Here is an 18001-nt window from a genome sequence, read left to right as displayed (position 1 = left end):
AAGGAGTGGAAAAAATGAAAAAATTTAATATTTTAATTGCAGGTGGCGGTAGCACATATACCCCAGGGATTGTTTCAATGTTAGCTGATAACACAGATCGTTTTCCGATTGGAACAATTAAATTATATGATGACTTTGCTGAAAGACAAGCACCAATTGGAGAAGCGTGTAAAATTCTTTTAAAAGAAAAAAATCCTGATATCCAATTTTCATACACAACTGATCCAGAAGAAGCATTCACAGATATTGATTTTTGTATGGCACATATTCGTGTCGGTTTATATGAGATGCGTGAAAAAGATGAAAAAATCCCATTGAAATATGGAGTTGTAGGTCAAGAAACATGTGGACCTGGTGGAATTGCTTATGGGTTAAGATCAATTCCAGGAGTCATTGAACTAGTTGATTATATGGAAAAATATTCACCAGATGCATGGATGTTAAACTATTCTAATCCAGCTGCTATTGTTGCTGAAGCCACTCGTCGGTTACGGCCAAATTCAAAAATCATTAATATTTGCGACATGCCAATTGCAATTGAATCAATTTTTTCAGATATATTAAAATTAGAGTCAAGAAAAGATATGATTGTAAAATATTACGGTTTAAATCACTTTGGCTGGTGGACAAGTATTACAGACAAGTTAGGTAATGACTTAATGCCGCAATTAAAAGCTTACGTAAAAGAAAATGGATATGCGTTAGAAACAGAAGATTTTCAACACAAGCACCCAAGCTGGCAAGCAACGTTTAAAAAAGCCAAAGATTTATACGCAGTGGATCCTGAAACTTTACCAAATACTTATTTGAAGTATTACCTATATCCAGATTATGAAGTAGCACACTCAAATCCGAATTTTACACGTGCAAATGAAGTGATGGAATCACGAGAAAAAGAAGTTTTTGAGACGGCGCATAAAATTATTGAAAATGGCACAGCAGAAGGATATGGTTTCCATTCAGGTGTACATGCAACCTTTATTGTTGATTTAGCATGTGCAATTGCATTTAATACAATGGAACGTATGTTATTAATTGTACCTAACAATGGTGCTATTGAGAATTTTGGTAAAGATGCAATGGTGGAAGTCCCTTGTTTAGTTGGAAAAAATGGTCCAGAACCATTAACTCAAGGCGAAATTCCAACCTTCCAAAAAGGGATGATGGAGCAACAAGTGGCAGTCGAAAAATTAGTAGTTGAAGCATATATTGAGAAAAGTTATCAAAAATTATGGCAAGCACTAATCTTATCTAAAACTGTCCCAAGTGCCGCTGTTGCCAAAGAAATTTTGGATGATTTAATTGAAGCGAATAAAGAATACTGGCCAGAATTAATCTAAGAATATTGTTAAAAAACAAGCGAATCTCCGTAAGAGAGACTTCGCTTGTTTTATTTTTGACTGGTCGTTCCTTCCCATAAAGAAATAGGCAAGATATATTCAGTGCTGGTCGCTTCTTTTTTGAGACGCTGTTTTAATACTTGAATGGCTGTGGTTGCTATCTCATCAATTGGTTGAATGATTGTGGTTAAATTTGGCAAAATACTGCGGGTAATCGTTGACCCATCATAACCAATCACGAGCAAGTCTTCTGGAACACGTCGTTTTAATTCTTGAGCAATTTGTAAAATCAAGGCAGCATCGACATCATTGGAAGCAAAGATAGCTTCGACATCTGGGTAGGTTTCAAAAAGTTCATAAAATAATCGCTTTTTTTCATCATAAGGAATGTTAAAGTCCAGCGTAAAAGTGATTGGATCTAATTGATTGGCACGCATGGTTTCTTCATAGGCGATACGTCGGCGTTTAGCAGGCGTTTCTAAATCAATAGGACCATTTGTATGGACGATTTTTTTTGCGCCCATTTTAATTAAACGCGTTGTCGCTAAAACACCACCAGCATAGTTATCTGATTCGATAACTGGAATATCTTCATTCATAATTCGATCAATAGCGACAATGGGTAAATTGGCATATTTATATTCTTTAATACCTTGGTTATGGGTTCCCACAATTAAGCCATCGACTTGTTCTGAAAGTAATTGATTTAAATAATCTGTTTCTTTTTCAGGATCATTCATTGAATTTCCAATCAGGACTTTAAACCCTTCTTGGTATAATTTTTTTTCGAGTGCTTCAATCAATTCACCAAAAAAAGGATTAGCAACTGTTGGAAAAAGTAAGCCAATGATATTCGTTTGTTTTTTGTATAACTGTCTGGCAACTACATTAGGCTGGTAGTTTAATTGTTCCATCGCTTCATTTACTTTTTTGATTGTTTCCTGGCTTAAGTAACCACGATTATTTAAAACGCGCGAAACAGTTGTTTTAGATACGTTTGCTAACTTAGCAACATCTTCTAATTTGGGTTTCATAGGCAAGTCCTTTCTATGTAGATTTATTCAACACATCTATTGTAATTGATATTGTGCCAAAGCGATAGCAAAATAGAAACTTCACGGCAAAAGCCATGAAGTTTCTATTGGTTTATTCTTGTGTTTGTCGTAAGCCAAGTGCAAAGTTTCCTAATGTTGCGGAACCATTGTTTTGGATTAATGGTTGTGTAATATATTGTTCTAATGGTGGTAATTCTACGTAGTCATTAAACAGTTCAGTCACATATTGACGGACTTGACTTAAAAGAGTCTCATTAATGACACTGCCACCAAACACAATTTTATCAGGACGAGTAATAAGAGTGGCTTGAATAACTGCTTGTGCAAGGTAATAAGCTAAAATATCCCATACCGGATCCGTTAAAGGGACAGTTTCTCCTTTTTTTCCTAAACGTGCTTCAAAAGTGGGGCCTGCTACCAGCCCTTCTAAACAATCACCATGGAAAGGGCAAATGCCTTTGAAATCTAAATCATGCTCGTGGCGTTTAACAAAGGTATGGCCCATCTCAGGGTGACCACTCCCACCAAGAAGATGACCATCAACTACAGCTCCACCACCGACACCAGTCCCTACAGTATAGTAGACTAGTGAATGAATTTTTTCGTTGCTTAAGGTAGACATGACGTATTCACCATAAGCAGACCCATTTACATCCGTTGTCCAAGAGGTTGGAACATCAAAAGCTTCACGAATTTGTCCTAGTAAATTCGTATTTGCCCAACCTTGTTTAGGAGTACTCGTAATGTAGCCATATTTCGGTGAATTTTTACGAATTTCAATGGGACCAAACGAAGCAATTCCGAGTGCATCTAAATCGAATTGTTTAAAATACGCAATCGTTTTTTGAATTGTTTCTTCAGGCGTCGTTGTTGGAATGATACATTGATCTTTTATTCGATAATCCTCATCACCAACTGCACAAACAAATTTCGTTCCACCTGCTTCAATACTTCCGATTAACATTGCTTGTTCCTCCTTATGAATACGTGACAGCATCAGCTTTTAATTGATAAACAGTACTTTCTACACTTGTTTCACTAGCCGTTGTTAGATAAACAGCAGGTTTGCTTTCTGAATAATAGCGTTCTGTAAAAACAGTTTCACCATCATTAATGAAGATTTCTACTGAGCTAGTATCGATAAATAAATGGTATTTAAGCGTATCATTTGCTTGAATAGTACCATAGCGCGCTTCATCATTATCGTTGCGGCGCAAAACAAATTTATGTGTATCTGCTGTGTAAGTCAGCGCTAAAATTTCTTGTCCTTGCGCATCTTTGAACGTTAAAGTAGTGTCAGTCGTTGGCAATGAGCAGACAATTTCTGCGTGTGACGCATCTTGGGCGATTAAGGTTGCTTCAGAAACAGTTAATGTTTCTGATTTTCCTTCATCCACACGTAAAGCCTCTAATTCTTTTACAGGTGTCATGAATAGATGACCATCTTTCAAACGTAACTCTCTTGGCAAGGTCAAAGCACCCGCCCAACCATCTTCTTTTTCAGGCATATAACTTTCCCACATTGCCATCCAACCAAAGACAATTCGACGCCCATCTGGTGCTAAAGTTGTTTGCGTTGCGTAGAAGTCATGTCCTTTATCCAATTCATGGAATTCACCACGTGTAAATTTCACAGTTTGATAATCCATTTCGCCTACAAAATAGCCTGTTTGGTAAAGATTTAAATATTTTTCTTCTTGTGGATCAATCCCTTGTGGAGATAGTAATAAAATATCTTTGCCATCTAAGTGGAAGAAATCAGGACATTCCCACATAAAGCCTTCTTCTTTTAAATCAGTTGCTTTCGACATACTTCCTAGATATTCCCAATCTTTTAAATCTTGAGAAGAATACAAAATAGCACGACCCAATCCATCCGATTCTTGACTCCCAAGAATCATGTAGTAGATTCCTTCATGTTCCCAAACTTTGGGATCTCTAAAGTGATGTGTGTTGCCTTCTGGTTCTTTAGCAATAATTGGGTTATGTTCATATTTTTTAAAATGAATGCCGTCTTCACTGTAAGCCATATTTTGATTTTGCCAAAAATGTTCAGGATCACCATCACCGTAGTAGTGATGACCTGTATAAAATAGATACATTACATCGTCTTTAACGATTGCACTACCAGAGAAACAGCCATCTGCATCTTCTGGGCTACCAGGTTCTAATCCAAGAGGTAAAGACTCCCAATGAACTAAATCCTTACTGCGTGCATGTCCCCAATGCATAGGTCCCCATTCAGCGCTATATGGATGATGTTGATAGAAGATATGATAGTAGCCTTTAAAGTAGCAAAAACCATTTGGATCATTAATCCAACCAGCAGGTGCTGCTACATGATACCCTAAACGATATCTTGAATTTGTTAGTGAAATTGGTGATTTTGTCATAATAGATTCCTCTTTTCTATAATTTTTTAAGAACGTACAAATGGATCGCCATGAACATCTTGATCATCTTTTTTCAATACAAGGGCAGCATAAATTCCTGCAGCCAATACTATTAAGGAAATGATGCGGAACGTGTTACTATAGCCAACATTGTCACGTAGAGTTCCTAAAGGAGTAGAAAGAATAACTTGTCCTATTTGTGCTGCAATTTGGAACCCGATCATGTATAGAGTGGCTGATAGTTTTGTATCGAAATGTAGCGTAAAGTAACGAAACATTGGTAAGATAAATAAGGGTACTTCTAAAGCATGAAGCATTTTAATCATTGAAACAAGAACTGGACTCGTTGCAAACCCACAAAGACCGATTCGAAGACACATTACTGTGACACCTAGTAATAATGTGTTACGCACGCCAATTTTTTTCATAATTAACGGCACAACACCTAACATAATTGCTTCAAAGAATACTTGGATGGAATTTAGCGTACCATACATTTGTTGCCCTAATTCTGGAGTTGTAAACAAACCAGTATAAAAACCAGGGAACATTTGTTGGTCGAATACAGTATAAAATGTCCAAGTAAACATAATGAAGATGATAATAAGCCATAGTTGTGGAAGTTTCAATAACCCAATCATTTCTCTTAATGAGGGAACAGAAGAACTGCTAGCGTCATTTGTTGCTTGTGCATTGGCACGTTTTTCAGCATCTGGTTTCCAAAAGAGTAAGTTTATCAATAATAATAAGCCAAAAAATGATCCTGCCCAAAAATTTAAATCTGGATTGATAACAAATAAAAACCCAGCTAAAAGCGCTGCCAAAGCATAACCAAAAGAACCCCAAGCACGTGCTTGACCGTATTCAAAGTCGAATAGACGACTAAAACGTTCTGCCATTGCTTCATAAATTCCGACAGCTGCTAAAAATCCTGCTGATAACACAAAAGAACCCACAATGAGACCTAATACAAAATGACTATGAAGTAAAGGCGCATACACCCAAATAAAGAATGGGCCAACCAGAGTTGCAATGGTTGCAGAAAAAATTAGTAGATGACGTTTAATGACTAATTTATCCTGTAGTGTACCATAGATAAACATTAAAATGAGAGTGACTAAAGAGTTGGCTGAAAAAACTGTACCGATAGCACTTCCACTTAAGCCTAAACCATTTGTGGGTGAAGTTAACCAAAGTTGGAAAAACGACCACCAAACACCCCAAGAGGCAAAGAATAAGAGCATGGTTACAGAACTTTGTAGATAGGATTGATTTTTTAAAGCAGCTATTAATTTTGATTGCTTTAACATTAAGAATTCCTCCAAACATTTAATTTTTGAATACATGATAACCGGTTGACACATATTCAAAAGCGCTTTCTTTAATTTGGATTATAGTATAGATAAATTTTTGTGTCAATCGGTTAACATATATTTTTTAACCGAATTCATTTTTCTGTCAAACCAAGTTATAAAAATATTCATGTATAATAAAGAAAAATTAAGGAGTACTTTTATGATAAACACAGCCTTTTCTTTGGAAATCATCCCACCTAATGAACGTTTTTCTTGGGAAAAAGTCAAACAAATCTCTGAACAACTGACAAACTTACAGCCTACATTCATAGGGGTACCGAGTATTGATAAAATGAAAATTGAAAATACTGTCCAACTTGCAGGTTATATTCAACAAACTTTAGGCATGGATGCATTACCTCATTTACCCGCACGTTTTATGACTAAAAAACAAGTTCAAAACACTCTAACATCGTTACAAGCAAAAAATATTTTTCAGCTGCTAGCAGTCAGTGGAGAACTTACCACACAGGATACTTTGACTGGGGAATTTCAATTTGCAAATGAATTAAGTGATTACATCAACGAACAAAATAATCAGTTTAATGTGTTGGGAATATGTCATCCAGAACACATTATCAATCAAGACATGGCACGATTAGAAGTTGCGTATCTCCAACAAAAAATGGAAGCTGGTTGTCGACAATTTCTGACGCAGTTGTTTTTTGAAAATGACGGTTTTTATCGACTACAGGAAGTTTACAAGCGTTATTTGACGTTGCCACTACTTGTCGGGGTCTTACCGATTGTTAGCTATTCACAAGTCTTAAACATGGTTATGCGGAATCAATTATCAATCCCTAGAAAATTAGCAATTATTTTAGAAAAATATCAATATGACCCGTCATCCATGCGTGCAGCTGGAATTGATTATACGCTTTATCAAATTGATGAATTACTGACTCATGGTGTAGACGGCATTCATTTATTTACGATGAACGATGCAGTAGTAACACAAGAAATTTATCAGAGCTTTTGGTAAAAAATACAATAACAGTCTGGAAAATAAAATAGCCGAACTATCTGTAAAGCATGACGCACATTCTTGAAAATTTGCGGCTAATCCTGCTTTTTATAGTTCGGCTATTTTATTTAGTAGCGATTGTTTATCAACGTTATTTATTTAGTCTTCCCAACCGCACAAATCATAACCAGCGCTCTTCGCTTGGCTTTCTTTCATAGTTGAGATAGAATGCGCATTTTTTAAACCACGACAATGCGCGTCATAATGATATTTTTTGCCTGATTTAGGTGCAATATAGACCGTTTTACCAATTGGTTTTGGAGCATTAACCGTAATTGTTACCGAAGAGGTTTTTTTACCATCTTTAGTGGTAACTGTGATTGTTGTTTTACCAGCTTTTTTGCCAGAAATTTTCCCTTTGTTATCAATAGTAGCGACTTTGGTGTTTGATGATTTCCAAGTTACGTTTTTATTGCTAGCATTGGTTGGATTAAATGTTGCTTTAACAGTTGTCGTTTTACCAACATCGATCGTTTTTGTGGGTGCGTTGATACTGACACTTTTAACAGCTACTTTCTTGGCTTGAACCGTAACGCTTACTTTAGCGGTCTTTTTACCATCCGTTGATGTCGCTGTTATGGTTGCTTTGCCCGCTTTTTTGCCAGAAATTTTCCCTTTGCTATCTACAGTAGCAATTTTTGAATCAGAAGATTTCCAAGAGACTGTTTTGATGGTTGCATTAGTCGGTGTAACTGTTGCAGTCGCTGTTGTTGTTGTGCCAACCTCAAGTGTTTTGGACGTTGGAGAGACGGATAGACCAGTTACATTTCGATTTTTAACTGTGATTTTTGATGTTGCGGCTTTGGTACTACTTTGACTTTTAGCTGTTATGGTTGCTGAACCCGCTTTTTTAGCAGTGACTTTTCCTTTAGCGTCGACAGTTGCAACCGACGTATTGGAACTTGTCCAAGCAACATTTTTATTTAACGTATTGTTTGGTGCGACTGTGGCACTTAAAGTTGTTGTTTCGTTGACGTACAAACTTTTTTCTTTTTGAGAAACCGTCACACTAGCAACTGCTGGTAAAATAGAAGTGGTAAAGTGATAATTTTTGGCTTTCGTTAAATTTTGTGAATTTTTAAAGTTAAAATAGTATTTTCCTTTAGGTAAAGTTTGCTTTACCAGTGTTTGCGAAGCCGCATTAGACACTTTTTTAGCGTTAATGATGACTTTACCAGTGCTGTTACTTAATTGAAACGTTGCTAGTTGTTCATTGGCTGTTCCTGACCCGTTAAAGACGAGTTGAATATCACTCGTTGTATTTAACGTAAGTGCATAGACATCGGTATCTTGTTTTCCAGAAAAATTCCCCTGTATTTTTCTACCTAAAACAAGATTATTTGCATGTTTATTATCACCGTTAAATTCTTTTTCAGCTATAACGGGAGTAGTTGCTGCATCGGCTGTAATGGCTGTAGGAACAGAAATAAAACTTGCAAAGAGGCTAGCCAACAAAACCTGATTTAAGACTTTTTTCCATCGAATTGTTTTCATATTTTTACTCCTTTTTTGTTTTCACTTGAAGTATAGCTTATATAAAATAATAAAGCATTAAAAAATTGAAGAAAAAATATGAAATGAAAAAAAGTACGTATATTAGTAAATAAACATCATAAAAAACACCATGACATTACCGGTCATGGTGTGCAGCTATTTCATAAATTTACGAAGTATCCAGGATAAGATAAACCAAATAATGGTACTCATAGCAATCGTGATAATCCATCCGGAAGTATTATTTTCTAAGGGTAGCGGCATATTCATCCCAAAAAAACCTGTGATGATAGTAGGGATAGTTAACAATACAGAAAGAACAGTTAAAATGCGCATAGTATCATTTAATGTGTTATTTAAGACATTGTTATAAGTACCAGATAATTGTTGTAAAATTTGGGCAGATAGTCGAGTCATTTCAACTAATTGTTTTGCTTCAATTACCACGTCTTCTAGCTGTTCTTTTTCATTTGGAGAGAGTGTTTTATAAACGGCATGTGAACGTATTTGTTCAAGTAAGACAGTATTTTGTTTGGAAGCAGCAACTAAATAAACAATCCCAATTTCTAAATCAGATAACAAAAGTAAGTTTTGTTTACTCGTTTTTTCTTTTAACTTATGATTGACAGAAATACGTGATTCATCCATTTCTTCAATATAAGGAAAAAATAAATCAGTAATTAAAAATAAGCTGCTGAATAAAAAACTAAATAATGTACTATCCGGAAATTTATCTAGATAGTTCTTCATTTCTTGAAAAATATAGTGGGTTTTTTCGTTCGTTACAGTGATTAGTTGATTGTCTTTTACGATAAAGGTCATAGGTAAGGTTTCATAATGATTATCATTTTTTTCTCGATTAGGTACATTGAAAATAACAACCAGAGTCTGTGTGATCTGATCGTAGTCTAAATGAGCACGTTCATTTTTATCAAGTGTGTAGTCAATTACTTCACTATCAATTTCATAACTTTTATAGAGGGTACGTAATTCTGCTCGTGATTGTGTATTTAAGTTAATCCAAGTGCTCGCTTCACCAAATGCTTTTTTTGTTATCATAAGATTCACCTGCTTCTGTTTTAGCAATACGCTGTATTCTAGCAAGGCTTATTAAAAAAGACAAGTAAAATCTTAATTTCTGCCTCTTTCATCAATTTACAGAATGGATTCCCTTACAATATAAAATGTTAAAAATCTTTCATGTTTTTAGTGATTTACGGTTGTATATTTCGGCGATTTCTGTTTGAATTATACAAGAGAATTTTAGTTTTTGTAGCGGCAAGTTTTTAATTTAGGTGAGGGGGAAGAGAATAGTGAAAAAAATTGGTTTTGATCCACAGAAGTATATTGAAGAACAATCAAAATATATTTTAGAACGTGTAAACAATTATGATAAATTGTATCTAGAGTTTGGTGGCAAATTAATCGGAGACATGCATGCAAAACGAGTTTTACCTGGATTTGATCAAGATGCAAAAATTAAGTTATTGCACAAGTTAAAAGATAAAACTGAAATTATTATTTGCGTATTTGCAGGCGATATCGAACGAAATAAAATTCGTGGTGACTATGGTATTACGTACGATATGGATATTATGCGCTTGATTGATGAGTTGAGTGAATATGAATTAGCTGTTAATAGTGTTGTTATTACACGTTATAACGGTCAACCATCCACAAAAATCTTTATTAATAAGTTGAAACAACGTGGAATTAAAGTCTTTACCCATGGCGAAATTGAAGGTTATCCAGTTAATGTGGATAAAATTGTTAGCGATGAGGGATTTGGAAAAAATGAATACATTCCTACAACAAAACCAATTGTCGTAGTGACAGGTCCAGGCGCAGGCAGTGGGAAGTTAGCCACTTGTTTGAACCAGCTATATCATGAAAGTCGTTATGGCAACACAGGGGGTTACTCTAAATTTGAAACTTTCCCAGTTTGGAATGTTCCGTTGAAACATCCATTGAATATTGCTTATGAAGCAGCAACAGTTGATTTAAAAGATGTGAATATGATTGACTCTTTCCATTTTGATTATTATGAAGAATTGGCGATTAACTATAATCGTGACTTAGAAACTTTCCCAATTATCAAACGTACGATTGAACGGATTACTGGCCGAGAATCAGAATTCCATTCACCAACAGATATGGGGGTTAACCGTGTTGGTTTTGGAATTATCGATGATGAAGTGGTACAAGAAGCATCCAAACAAGAAATTATCCGTCGTTATTTTGAAACAGCATCCAATTATAAAAAAGGAATTACTGATATTGAAACATTAAATCGTATTCAAATCATTATGGAAGAAATTGATTTGCGTCCAGAAGATCGTCCATGTGTGAAACCTGCCAGAGATTATGCAGAAGAATTAAAAACAAAAGATTGGGATCAAGAGTTTGTGCCACCAGTAATGGCTTTAGAGTTATCGGATGGCCAAATTATTACTGGTCGTGGTTCTGATTTAATGGATGCGAGTGCAGCAGCCATTTTAAATGCGATTAAAAAATTAGCAAATATTGGTGATGAAATTTTATTGTTGTCACCCAATATTTTAGAACCAATTCAAAAACTAAAAGCAAATGAATTATCTGGTCGAATCACTTCTTTAAATACATCAGAGATTTTAATTGCCTTATCCATCAGTGCGGTAACGAATCCAACTGCCCAATTAGCATATGATAAGTTGGCAGAGCTAAAAGATACGCAAGCTCATTCAACCGTGATTTTTAATAAAGACGATGAACAAGTATTACGTAATTTAGGTATTTCTTTTACTTGTGATCCGATTTATCCTTCGAAAAATTTATTTTATGTGTAAAAAAATAGTCTTTTAGGAACCAATAGATAACTTAAACCTTAGCGAATAACAACTGACAACTACGGTCGATTGTTATTTTCTAAGGTTTTTGTCATAAAATGAGATGAATGAAGAACGAATGAAAGCTATTTTTCCAAAAATAAACGTGCATTTAAGCGACGTGAAAAAATAAAGGATATTTGGTATTTATAGATTGCTATATACGTAAGACTTGCTACGCATGTTATTATAGAGTTAACTACTGATAGAATAATGAATAGCTTAACTGGACGGAGGGTACTAATGTTTAAAGAATATGGCTGTTTAAGTACTTTGTTATATGAGCATACTAAACCAATCGGCACCTCTTTGAATGGAGATGTGGAATACTATTTTGAAAAATTAAAAAATATGTCAGGCCCCATTTTAGAAGCTGGGGTAGGAACAGGTCGTATGCTAATTCCTTTAGTGAAAAAAGGACTGGATGTGGATGGTGTCGATTTATCAAAGGAAATGCTTTCTCAATGTCGTGCCAACATGGCAAAGCATGAGGTTACCGCACATATTTACCAACAAGATTTATTAACTCTAGATATGCCGCGTAGCTATCAAGCGATTATTATGCCAACAGGTAGTTTTTGCTTGCTGCCTAGAGAGCGGATTAAAGAAATCTTAGTTAATTTTTTTCACCATCTAGCACCTGGAGGAAAACTAATTGTTGATTTAGAAATGCCCAATGGATTTACTGAAGGTGAAACAAGTCAAAGTCATTTCTTATTAAGTTCAAACAAAGGAATCATTATGACAAATTTTAATGAAGCGATTGATTGGTTTAATCAAAAGACCACTGTTCTTAGCAAATATGAATTGGTCGAGAACGGACAAGTAACACAAACGGAATATTCTCATTTTACAATGTATTGGTATGGTTTAAATGAATTTGAAATGTTGTTACGTTTAGTAGGATTTGTAGAAATTGAAAAAGAAGTTGGTTACGGTGTGGACGCCTCAGAAATCATCACTTATAGTGCTACAAAAAAATAAGCAAGATTGGTTAGTAGTTTACAGTAATACAAATACAAATTATAAAAAAGTTAGACCTACTGTTGAAGTAAGTCTAACTTTTTTAATAGCTTTGCCAGATTTTGCGAATTTTAGATAACAAATTAGTATTTTCTTGGACACTCACCGGAACAATTGTTTCTGATTGTGGGTGACTATGTGCAATGAAATATTCTTGTGCAGAAAATTCCTGGTCTTTACTTAAACGACGGAAGTGACCAGATGTTGTCAGAGAATAAGCTTTTTTACAATCTTTCCTAAAACTATCTAAAATGGTTAATAACTTATCTAAAGCGGGGCCCTTTTCAATGGGGGTTGCAATTTCAATTCGATGTAACATATTTCGGGTCATAATATCTGCTGAAGAAATCCAAACCTCAGCTTCTTTATCAGTGGTATAAAACGCATAGATACGGCTATGTTCCAAAAACCGACCGACAATACTTTTGACTTCAATTGTTTCACTTAAATTAGGAATGCCTGGTTTTAAGCAACATGCGCCACGAACTATTAAATGGATAGGGACACCCGCTTGACTAGCTTCATAAAGCTTCTGAATGATTACTTTATCGGTTAGCGAGTTCATTTTAAAACAGATTGATCCTTGTTTTGTTTGTCGATAGCGAACAATAATTTGTTCTATTTTTTCGAGCAGTTGTTGCTGAATACCATTTGGTGAAACGGCAATGCGTTGATAATTTGGAACTTTTCGATAACCACTTAAATAATTGAAAAAAGCAGTAATATCTTCTACATACTCTTTTTTCGCAGTAAAGAAACTAATGTCTGTATAAATCGACGAAGTTTTTTCATTGTAGTTTCCCGTACCCAAATGGACATATTGCTTAATTTGGCGGCCTTCTTTTTTTACAACAAGTAAAGCCTTACTGTGAGTTTTTAATTGTTGTAAACCGTAACTAACATAACAGCCCGCATCTTCTAATTCTTGAACCCAATGCAAATTATTTTCTTCGTCAAAACGTGCTTTCAATTCTACAAGCACGGTGACTTGTTTCCCTTTTGCTGCAGCTTTTTTCAAAGCATTAATGACCCGTGAATTCGGTGCCATCCGATACAACGTTTGTTTAATAGCAATGGTATTAGGGTCTGTTGCTGCCGATTCTAAAAAATTTAAAACGATATCAAATGAATCGTAGGGATGATGGAACAGTAAATCATTTTGTTCAATCGATTGAAATAGTTGTGCACCGTTTAATTCTTTATGCGTATCCCCAATAAATCGAGGGAATACTAGACCAGGCAAATCTGGTGCCAAGCTATCTACAAATGGAAAAAGAAAGGTTAAGTCTAATGGACCAGGCACCCAATATAAATCACGAGCTTTTAATTGTAGGAGATTTGCTAGAATTAACACACTTTCTTCAACTTCTTTTGACCATTCACTGCTAATTTCTAAACGAGAAGGAAGTCCTTTTGCACGTTCAATGATGTATTCCGTCATTTGAGTAAAAAGCTTTTCCTCTGTATCTTCCCGAAATTCTAAATCTTTATCATAAGTAATTCGAAAACAAAAGGAATGATCGATTTCCCAACCAACAAAAATTTCAGGTAAATGTCGGATAATTAACTGTTCAACAAAGAGATAGGTTTGTTGATTAGCTAATTGGTGCAATCGTGAAAAGAGTGGTGGCAAAGGGATTACCGCACGTTCAACTCGATTAGCTTGTCGAACTTGTACAAAAATGTGCACCTTCTTCTCTGCTAATTTAGGAAAAGCATGATACGCATCTAAACCAATCGGCGTAACTGCTGGTAGTAATAGCTCATAAAAGAAACGATCTGCTTCTTGAAGTTGTTCGACAGATAATTCATTAATTGATTTCACAAATTTTTGATGCTTTGTTAATTCTTCCATCAACTGCTTGAAATATTGATACTGTAATCGTGTGTTGTTTAAATTTATTTCGTATAACTTAAATAAAACGTCTTCTTGTGTCCAACCTGTGCGAGCGTCTGTTGCTTTAGGTTGTAAGCGAGCTAAGCTTTGGATACTAGGTACACGAACCATAAAAAATTCATCCAAATTACTACTTGCAATGGCTAGAAAACGTAATTTTTCTAATAAAGGATTTGAAAAATCTTTGGCTTCATGAATAACGCGTCGATTAAATAATAACCAACTTAAATCTCTATGATAGTAATTGAGACTCGTAAACTCAGATACTTCCATTTGAATGCTCCTACTCTATGCTTTCTTAAAATCAATAACCACTTTTTTATTAAGGATATTTTCTAGATTTTTTTTCTGACGATTGGCACGATATTCCTCAGCGACGGGATCAAAAGACCATTCGACTTTCAAGAGAAAATAGGTCTCTTTTTCTTTTAGCGAGAACCGGATGATGTCATTGACCATAGTAATATTAAGTGCCTCACAAAATTTAATTAAACTACCTGCTAAGCGAATGTACTTTAATTCTTCTTCTGTAAACCATTGCTTAAAAGGTTTAACAAATAATTTGAACAAGGATTTATTCTTATAACTGGCTAATAACGCTAAAGATATGCGTTCGCGATGAGTAAATCCATTTAGATTACTATTTGCTAACAAGTAAAAAGAGTGATACGCGCTATTATCTTCTTCAATGTATGAACCAATATGATAAAGCTGTGAACCGTAAGAAACATAAGCAATTAATTGTTCGATTTCCTCTTTAATTAATTGTTTTTGCTTAATTTCATTTAGTAATAATTCAACAATTTGTGTTCGTTTTTTTGCACGATAGTTATCAATTTGATAGGTATCGACAAATCGTTGAATGCTAGTCATCGCTACCTGATGTGGACTGTATGTTGCGGGATATTTTTGATTAACAGATGCCATTAACAAACCTTCACGCAACCCTTTGTTACAAAAAATAAATTTGGATGATTGCACTTGTTCCATCAAAGCAATAAAGGTAAGATTTGCGGGGATGATAATATCAGCACGTTCTTTACTTAAACCGTCTAATGACTGCAACTCGGAAAAAGATAATGAGGTGAACAAAGTGAGTGTTTCCTTCAAATCTTTCTTTTTCATTTCATATTGATGAATTCCTACGACTGGAAAATCAGTCATCCGTTCATGAACTGTTGCAATATTTCGGGAGCTCCCACCAATCGCAATAATGGGTATATTACGATCTTTTAACCAGGACAAAGAGGTGAATTGTTTTTTGAGATAACTTTTTATTTGTGCAATGGCATGTTCATCGTTGGTGGCACATTCATTAAAAAATAGTTGTTTTAAGGTGACAACACCAAAAGGAAAACTATGACTATAAATGATTTCATTATTTTTAAAATAAGTAATTTCCGTGCTACCACCACCCATATCAATGGTATACGCCTCTGAAAATGCAGTAGTACGCACAATGGCATATTGCCCATAATAAGCTTCTTCTTTCTCAGATAATAACCGAATAGTAAGGCCTGTTTTCTTTTTGATTACCTCTAAAATTTCTTGGGCATTTTTTGACTGCCGAATAACAGCGGTGGCAGTAGTAATCATTTCCTCTAATGTGTAGCTATGGGCAATTTCTTTGAATAAGTTCATTACTCGAAGTAATTGATGAATACCTTCTTTAGTTAGCTCATTGTTTGCATCTAGAAATTGATAGAGGCGAACAGGCAATTTGATATTTTGCAGTTCAGTAAAGATCATTTGTTCATTTAATTGATAAATGACTAAACGAACAGTATTTGATCCAATATCAATAATGGCAATATTTTTCTTTTTTTTCATAGATTTCCTCCATCAATAAACTAAAGTAACTTGCTATCATTATAATATAAGTATAAAAAGCAAAAAGCAGATTTTGGTAATGTTTATGTAAATGAAGCGTTAAGATTGTAAAGAAAACAAAAAACAGAGAAACAGCTTGATTCGGCTGTTTCTCTGTTTTGTTATTTTTCAACTACAGGAATCCACATTTCACCAAAAGTTTGATGATCATTTGTTCCCATTTCAACGGCAGCGTTTGGTCCGCCAACGTATTCATAATTTTGTTCTTCCACTAGTGCTTGTCCAAAGGCAAGACCTGTTAACGTATTTTTTAATTCTTCAGAGGTGGCTGCCTCTGCTTTAACAATGACATACGTCCCTTTTGGAAATTGAATGATACGTGTTGCATTTGGTAATGTTTCACTTGTTAAGACACCCACATAATACATCATCTTATTATCGTATGCTTCATTAACAGCAAAGACGAATTCGTTATCTGCTACGGTTTTTAATTGATCGAGTGTGCCATCAGTCGTGATTTTTTCCCAAAAAGCTGCTTTTTCTTTCGCAATTCCCATAAAATCTGTGTAATCACTTGTTAACTCTGTACCAAAACCTAAAACTGTAAAGGCTTCTTTTTCTTCCAATGTGTAAACTGACATTGTAATCCCTACTTTCTTTTGATGGTATCAAATGTTGTCAATTCATATTTGATACATTTATAATAGAGTTAAATCATGTCAAAAACTGACACTGTTTAGGAGCATACGATGAAAAAAACAGAGAGAATTCATACGATGATTCGTTACATTAATAATCGTGCTCATTTTACGATTGCAGAAATTATGCAAGAATTCGGGATATCTCGATCTACGGCTATTCGAGATATTCGTGAAATTGAAACAATGGGCGTTCCGTTGATTGCGGAAGTCGGACGTGATGGAGGATATTCTGTCATGCACAACTCTTTTTTACCACCCATTCATTTTTTAGATGCGGAAGTCAAAGCATTATTTGTAGCATTTATGGCAACACGAAATCAACAGTTACCTTATTTGAAAAGTCGGCAATCATTAGCTGAAAAATTACTTTCACTTTTGTCAGAAAATCAGCAAGATGATTTGGTTTTATTAAATCAAATGTTGTTATTCGAAGGAACCAACCCATCTAATCCTGATTTATTAGACTTAGCTGATTTGCCACACCCACTTTTAGAAAAAGTCATTCAATTGTTGTTGCTAGATTGCCACGTAACATGTTTGTTTAAAGAGCATAAACTCGACGTATACGTGCTACATCTGTATCATGAAAAAGGGAAATGGTTTGTTGAAGGAATTGAATTGCAGTCAGCTACCAAACAGATTTTTGCGGTAGGACAACTGGTAGATGTTGTTTGTTATACCGGGAAAAAACGCTGGCACCAAAAACAATATGTGCAAGAGCCAATCAATTTGATTGCAACGTTAGGACCTAAAGCAATTACTCAATTCAAAAAATATCATCCGTTTAAGTTGAGCTTATCCTATACTGATCCATATCAAATGCAAGCATTATTGCGAACATTTGTGAATGAAAAAAATCTCGATGAAGTGATGGAAATGGTTAACTGGTTTTTATTTTTAGGAACAGAGGCAACACTTCAAGAAGCGCCACTAGTGTTTACGACAATGTTACGACAGCGTTCTTTAATGGAATTAGACTAGGAAAAGTTATTCAAGTACGCTAAGATAAAAGAAAAAGAAAGTGA

At 34.9% G+C, this 18001-nt stretch carries 14 protein-coding genes; 5 read left to right on the top strand and 9 right to left on the bottom strand.

Annotated elements, in window-relative coordinates; all coding sequences use genetic code 11:
* Window positions 1-14: 14 nt before the first annotated feature.
* On the top strand, window positions 15-1340 hold the full coding sequence (locus AC4BC5_RS04795; RefSeq protein ID WP_490497037.1) for a 6-phospho-alpha-glucosidase: 1326 nt from the start codon (window positions 15-17) through the stop codon (window positions 1338-1340).
* A 50-nt stretch (window positions 1341-1390) separates the two neighbouring features.
* Here AC4BC5_RS04795 and AC4BC5_RS04790 read toward each other — a convergent pair whose 3' ends face one another.
* From AC4BC5_RS04790 to AC4BC5_RS04775, 4 genes are all read right to left on the bottom strand, one after another.
* Window positions 1391-2374 (bottom strand): LacI family DNA-binding transcriptional regulator, encoded by a 984-nt coding sequence (locus AC4BC5_RS04790; RefSeq protein WP_490497036.1) that lies wholly within the window; start codon window positions 2372-2374, stop codon window positions 1391-1393.
* 112 nt (window positions 2375-2486) lie between these two features.
* Window positions 2487-3359, bottom strand: coding sequence for a fructokinase ScrK (gene scrK / locus AC4BC5_RS04785; RefSeq protein ID WP_490497035.1), 873 nt, complete (start codon window positions 3357-3359; stop codon window positions 2487-2489).
* Between the two features lie 13 nt (window positions 3360-3372).
* Window positions 3373-4788: a glycoside hydrolase family 32 protein gene (locus AC4BC5_RS04780; RefSeq protein WP_490497034.1), complete on the bottom strand. Its 1416-nt coding sequence runs from the start codon at window positions 4786-4788 to the stop codon at window positions 3373-3375.
* Between the two features lie 26 nt (window positions 4789-4814).
* Window positions 4815-6098, bottom strand: coding sequence for an MFS transporter (locus AC4BC5_RS04775; RefSeq protein ID WP_490497033.1), 1284 nt, complete (start codon window positions 6096-6098; stop codon window positions 4815-4817).
* Window positions 6099-6303: 205 nt separating this feature from the next.
* Between AC4BC5_RS04775 and AC4BC5_RS04770 the strand changes: the two genes are divergently transcribed.
* Window positions 6304-7125: a methylenetetrahydrofolate reductase gene (locus tag AC4BC5_RS04770; protein WP_490497032.1), complete on the top strand. Its 822-nt coding sequence runs from the start codon at window positions 6304-6306 to the stop codon at window positions 7123-7125.
* Between the two features lie 141 nt (window positions 7126-7266).
* Here AC4BC5_RS04770 and AC4BC5_RS04765 read toward each other — a convergent pair whose 3' ends face one another.
* Together AC4BC5_RS04765 and AC4BC5_RS04760 are read right to left on the bottom strand one after the other, a co-directional pair.
* The gene (locus AC4BC5_RS04765; protein ID WP_490497031.1) at window positions 7267-8661 is read right to left on the bottom strand and encodes an Ig-like domain-containing protein; all 1395 of its coding nucleotides are present in this window, start codon (window positions 8659-8661) and stop codon (window positions 7267-7269) included.
* Between the two features lie 156 nt (window positions 8662-8817).
* Entirely contained in the window at window positions 8818-9720 is a 903-nt protein-coding gene (locus AC4BC5_RS04760) for a magnesium transporter CorA family protein (RefSeq protein ID WP_490497030.1), read from the bottom strand.
* A gap of 254 nt (window positions 9721-9974) precedes the next feature.
* Between AC4BC5_RS04760 and AC4BC5_RS04755 the strand changes: the two genes are divergently transcribed.
* Complete coding sequence (locus tag AC4BC5_RS04755) at window positions 9975-11486, top strand: DUF1846 domain-containing protein (RefSeq protein ID WP_490497029.1); 1512 nt, start codon at window positions 9975-9977, stop codon at window positions 11484-11486.
* Window positions 11487-11768: 282 nt separating this feature from the next.
* On the top strand, window positions 11769-12509 hold the full coding sequence (locus AC4BC5_RS04750; protein WP_490497028.1) for a class I SAM-dependent DNA methyltransferase: 741 nt from the start codon (window positions 11769-11771) through the stop codon (window positions 12507-12509).
* Between the two features lie 82 nt (window positions 12510-12591).
* Here AC4BC5_RS04750 and ppk1 read toward each other — a convergent pair whose 3' ends face one another.
* The 3 genes from ppk1 to AC4BC5_RS04735 form a co-directional block, all read right to left on the bottom strand.
* Window positions 12592-14718 carry a polyphosphate kinase 1 gene (ppk1, locus tag AC4BC5_RS04745; protein ID WP_490497027.1) on the bottom strand — a complete coding sequence of 709 codons (2127 nt, stop codon included), beginning with the start codon at window positions 14716-14718 and terminating at the stop codon, window positions 12592-12594.
* Window positions 14719-14733: 15 nt separating this feature from the next.
* Window positions 14734-16275: a Ppx/GppA phosphatase family protein gene (locus tag AC4BC5_RS04740; protein WP_490497026.1), complete on the bottom strand. Its 1542-nt coding sequence runs from the start codon at window positions 16273-16275 to the stop codon at window positions 14734-14736.
* A 161-nt stretch (window positions 16276-16436) separates the two neighbouring features.
* The gene (locus AC4BC5_RS04735; RefSeq protein ID WP_490497025.1) at window positions 16437-16916 is read right to left on the bottom strand and encodes a GyrI-like domain-containing protein; all 480 of its coding nucleotides are present in this window, start codon (window positions 16914-16916) and stop codon (window positions 16437-16439) included.
* A 108-nt stretch (window positions 16917-17024) separates the two neighbouring features.
* On the opposite strand from AC4BC5_RS04735, the gene AC4BC5_RS04730 reads away from it, so the two are divergent.
* Window positions 17025-17957 carry a helix-turn-helix transcriptional regulator gene (locus tag AC4BC5_RS04730; RefSeq protein ID WP_490497024.1) on the top strand — a complete coding sequence of 311 codons (933 nt, stop codon included), beginning with the start codon at window positions 17025-17027 and terminating at the stop codon, window positions 17955-17957.
* The last annotated feature ends 44 nt before the right edge of the window (window positions 17958-18001 follow it).

This window comes from Enterococcus sp. AMC2644 (assembly GCF_058216475.1).
This window is presented reverse-complemented; position numbering and strand designations above follow the sequence as displayed.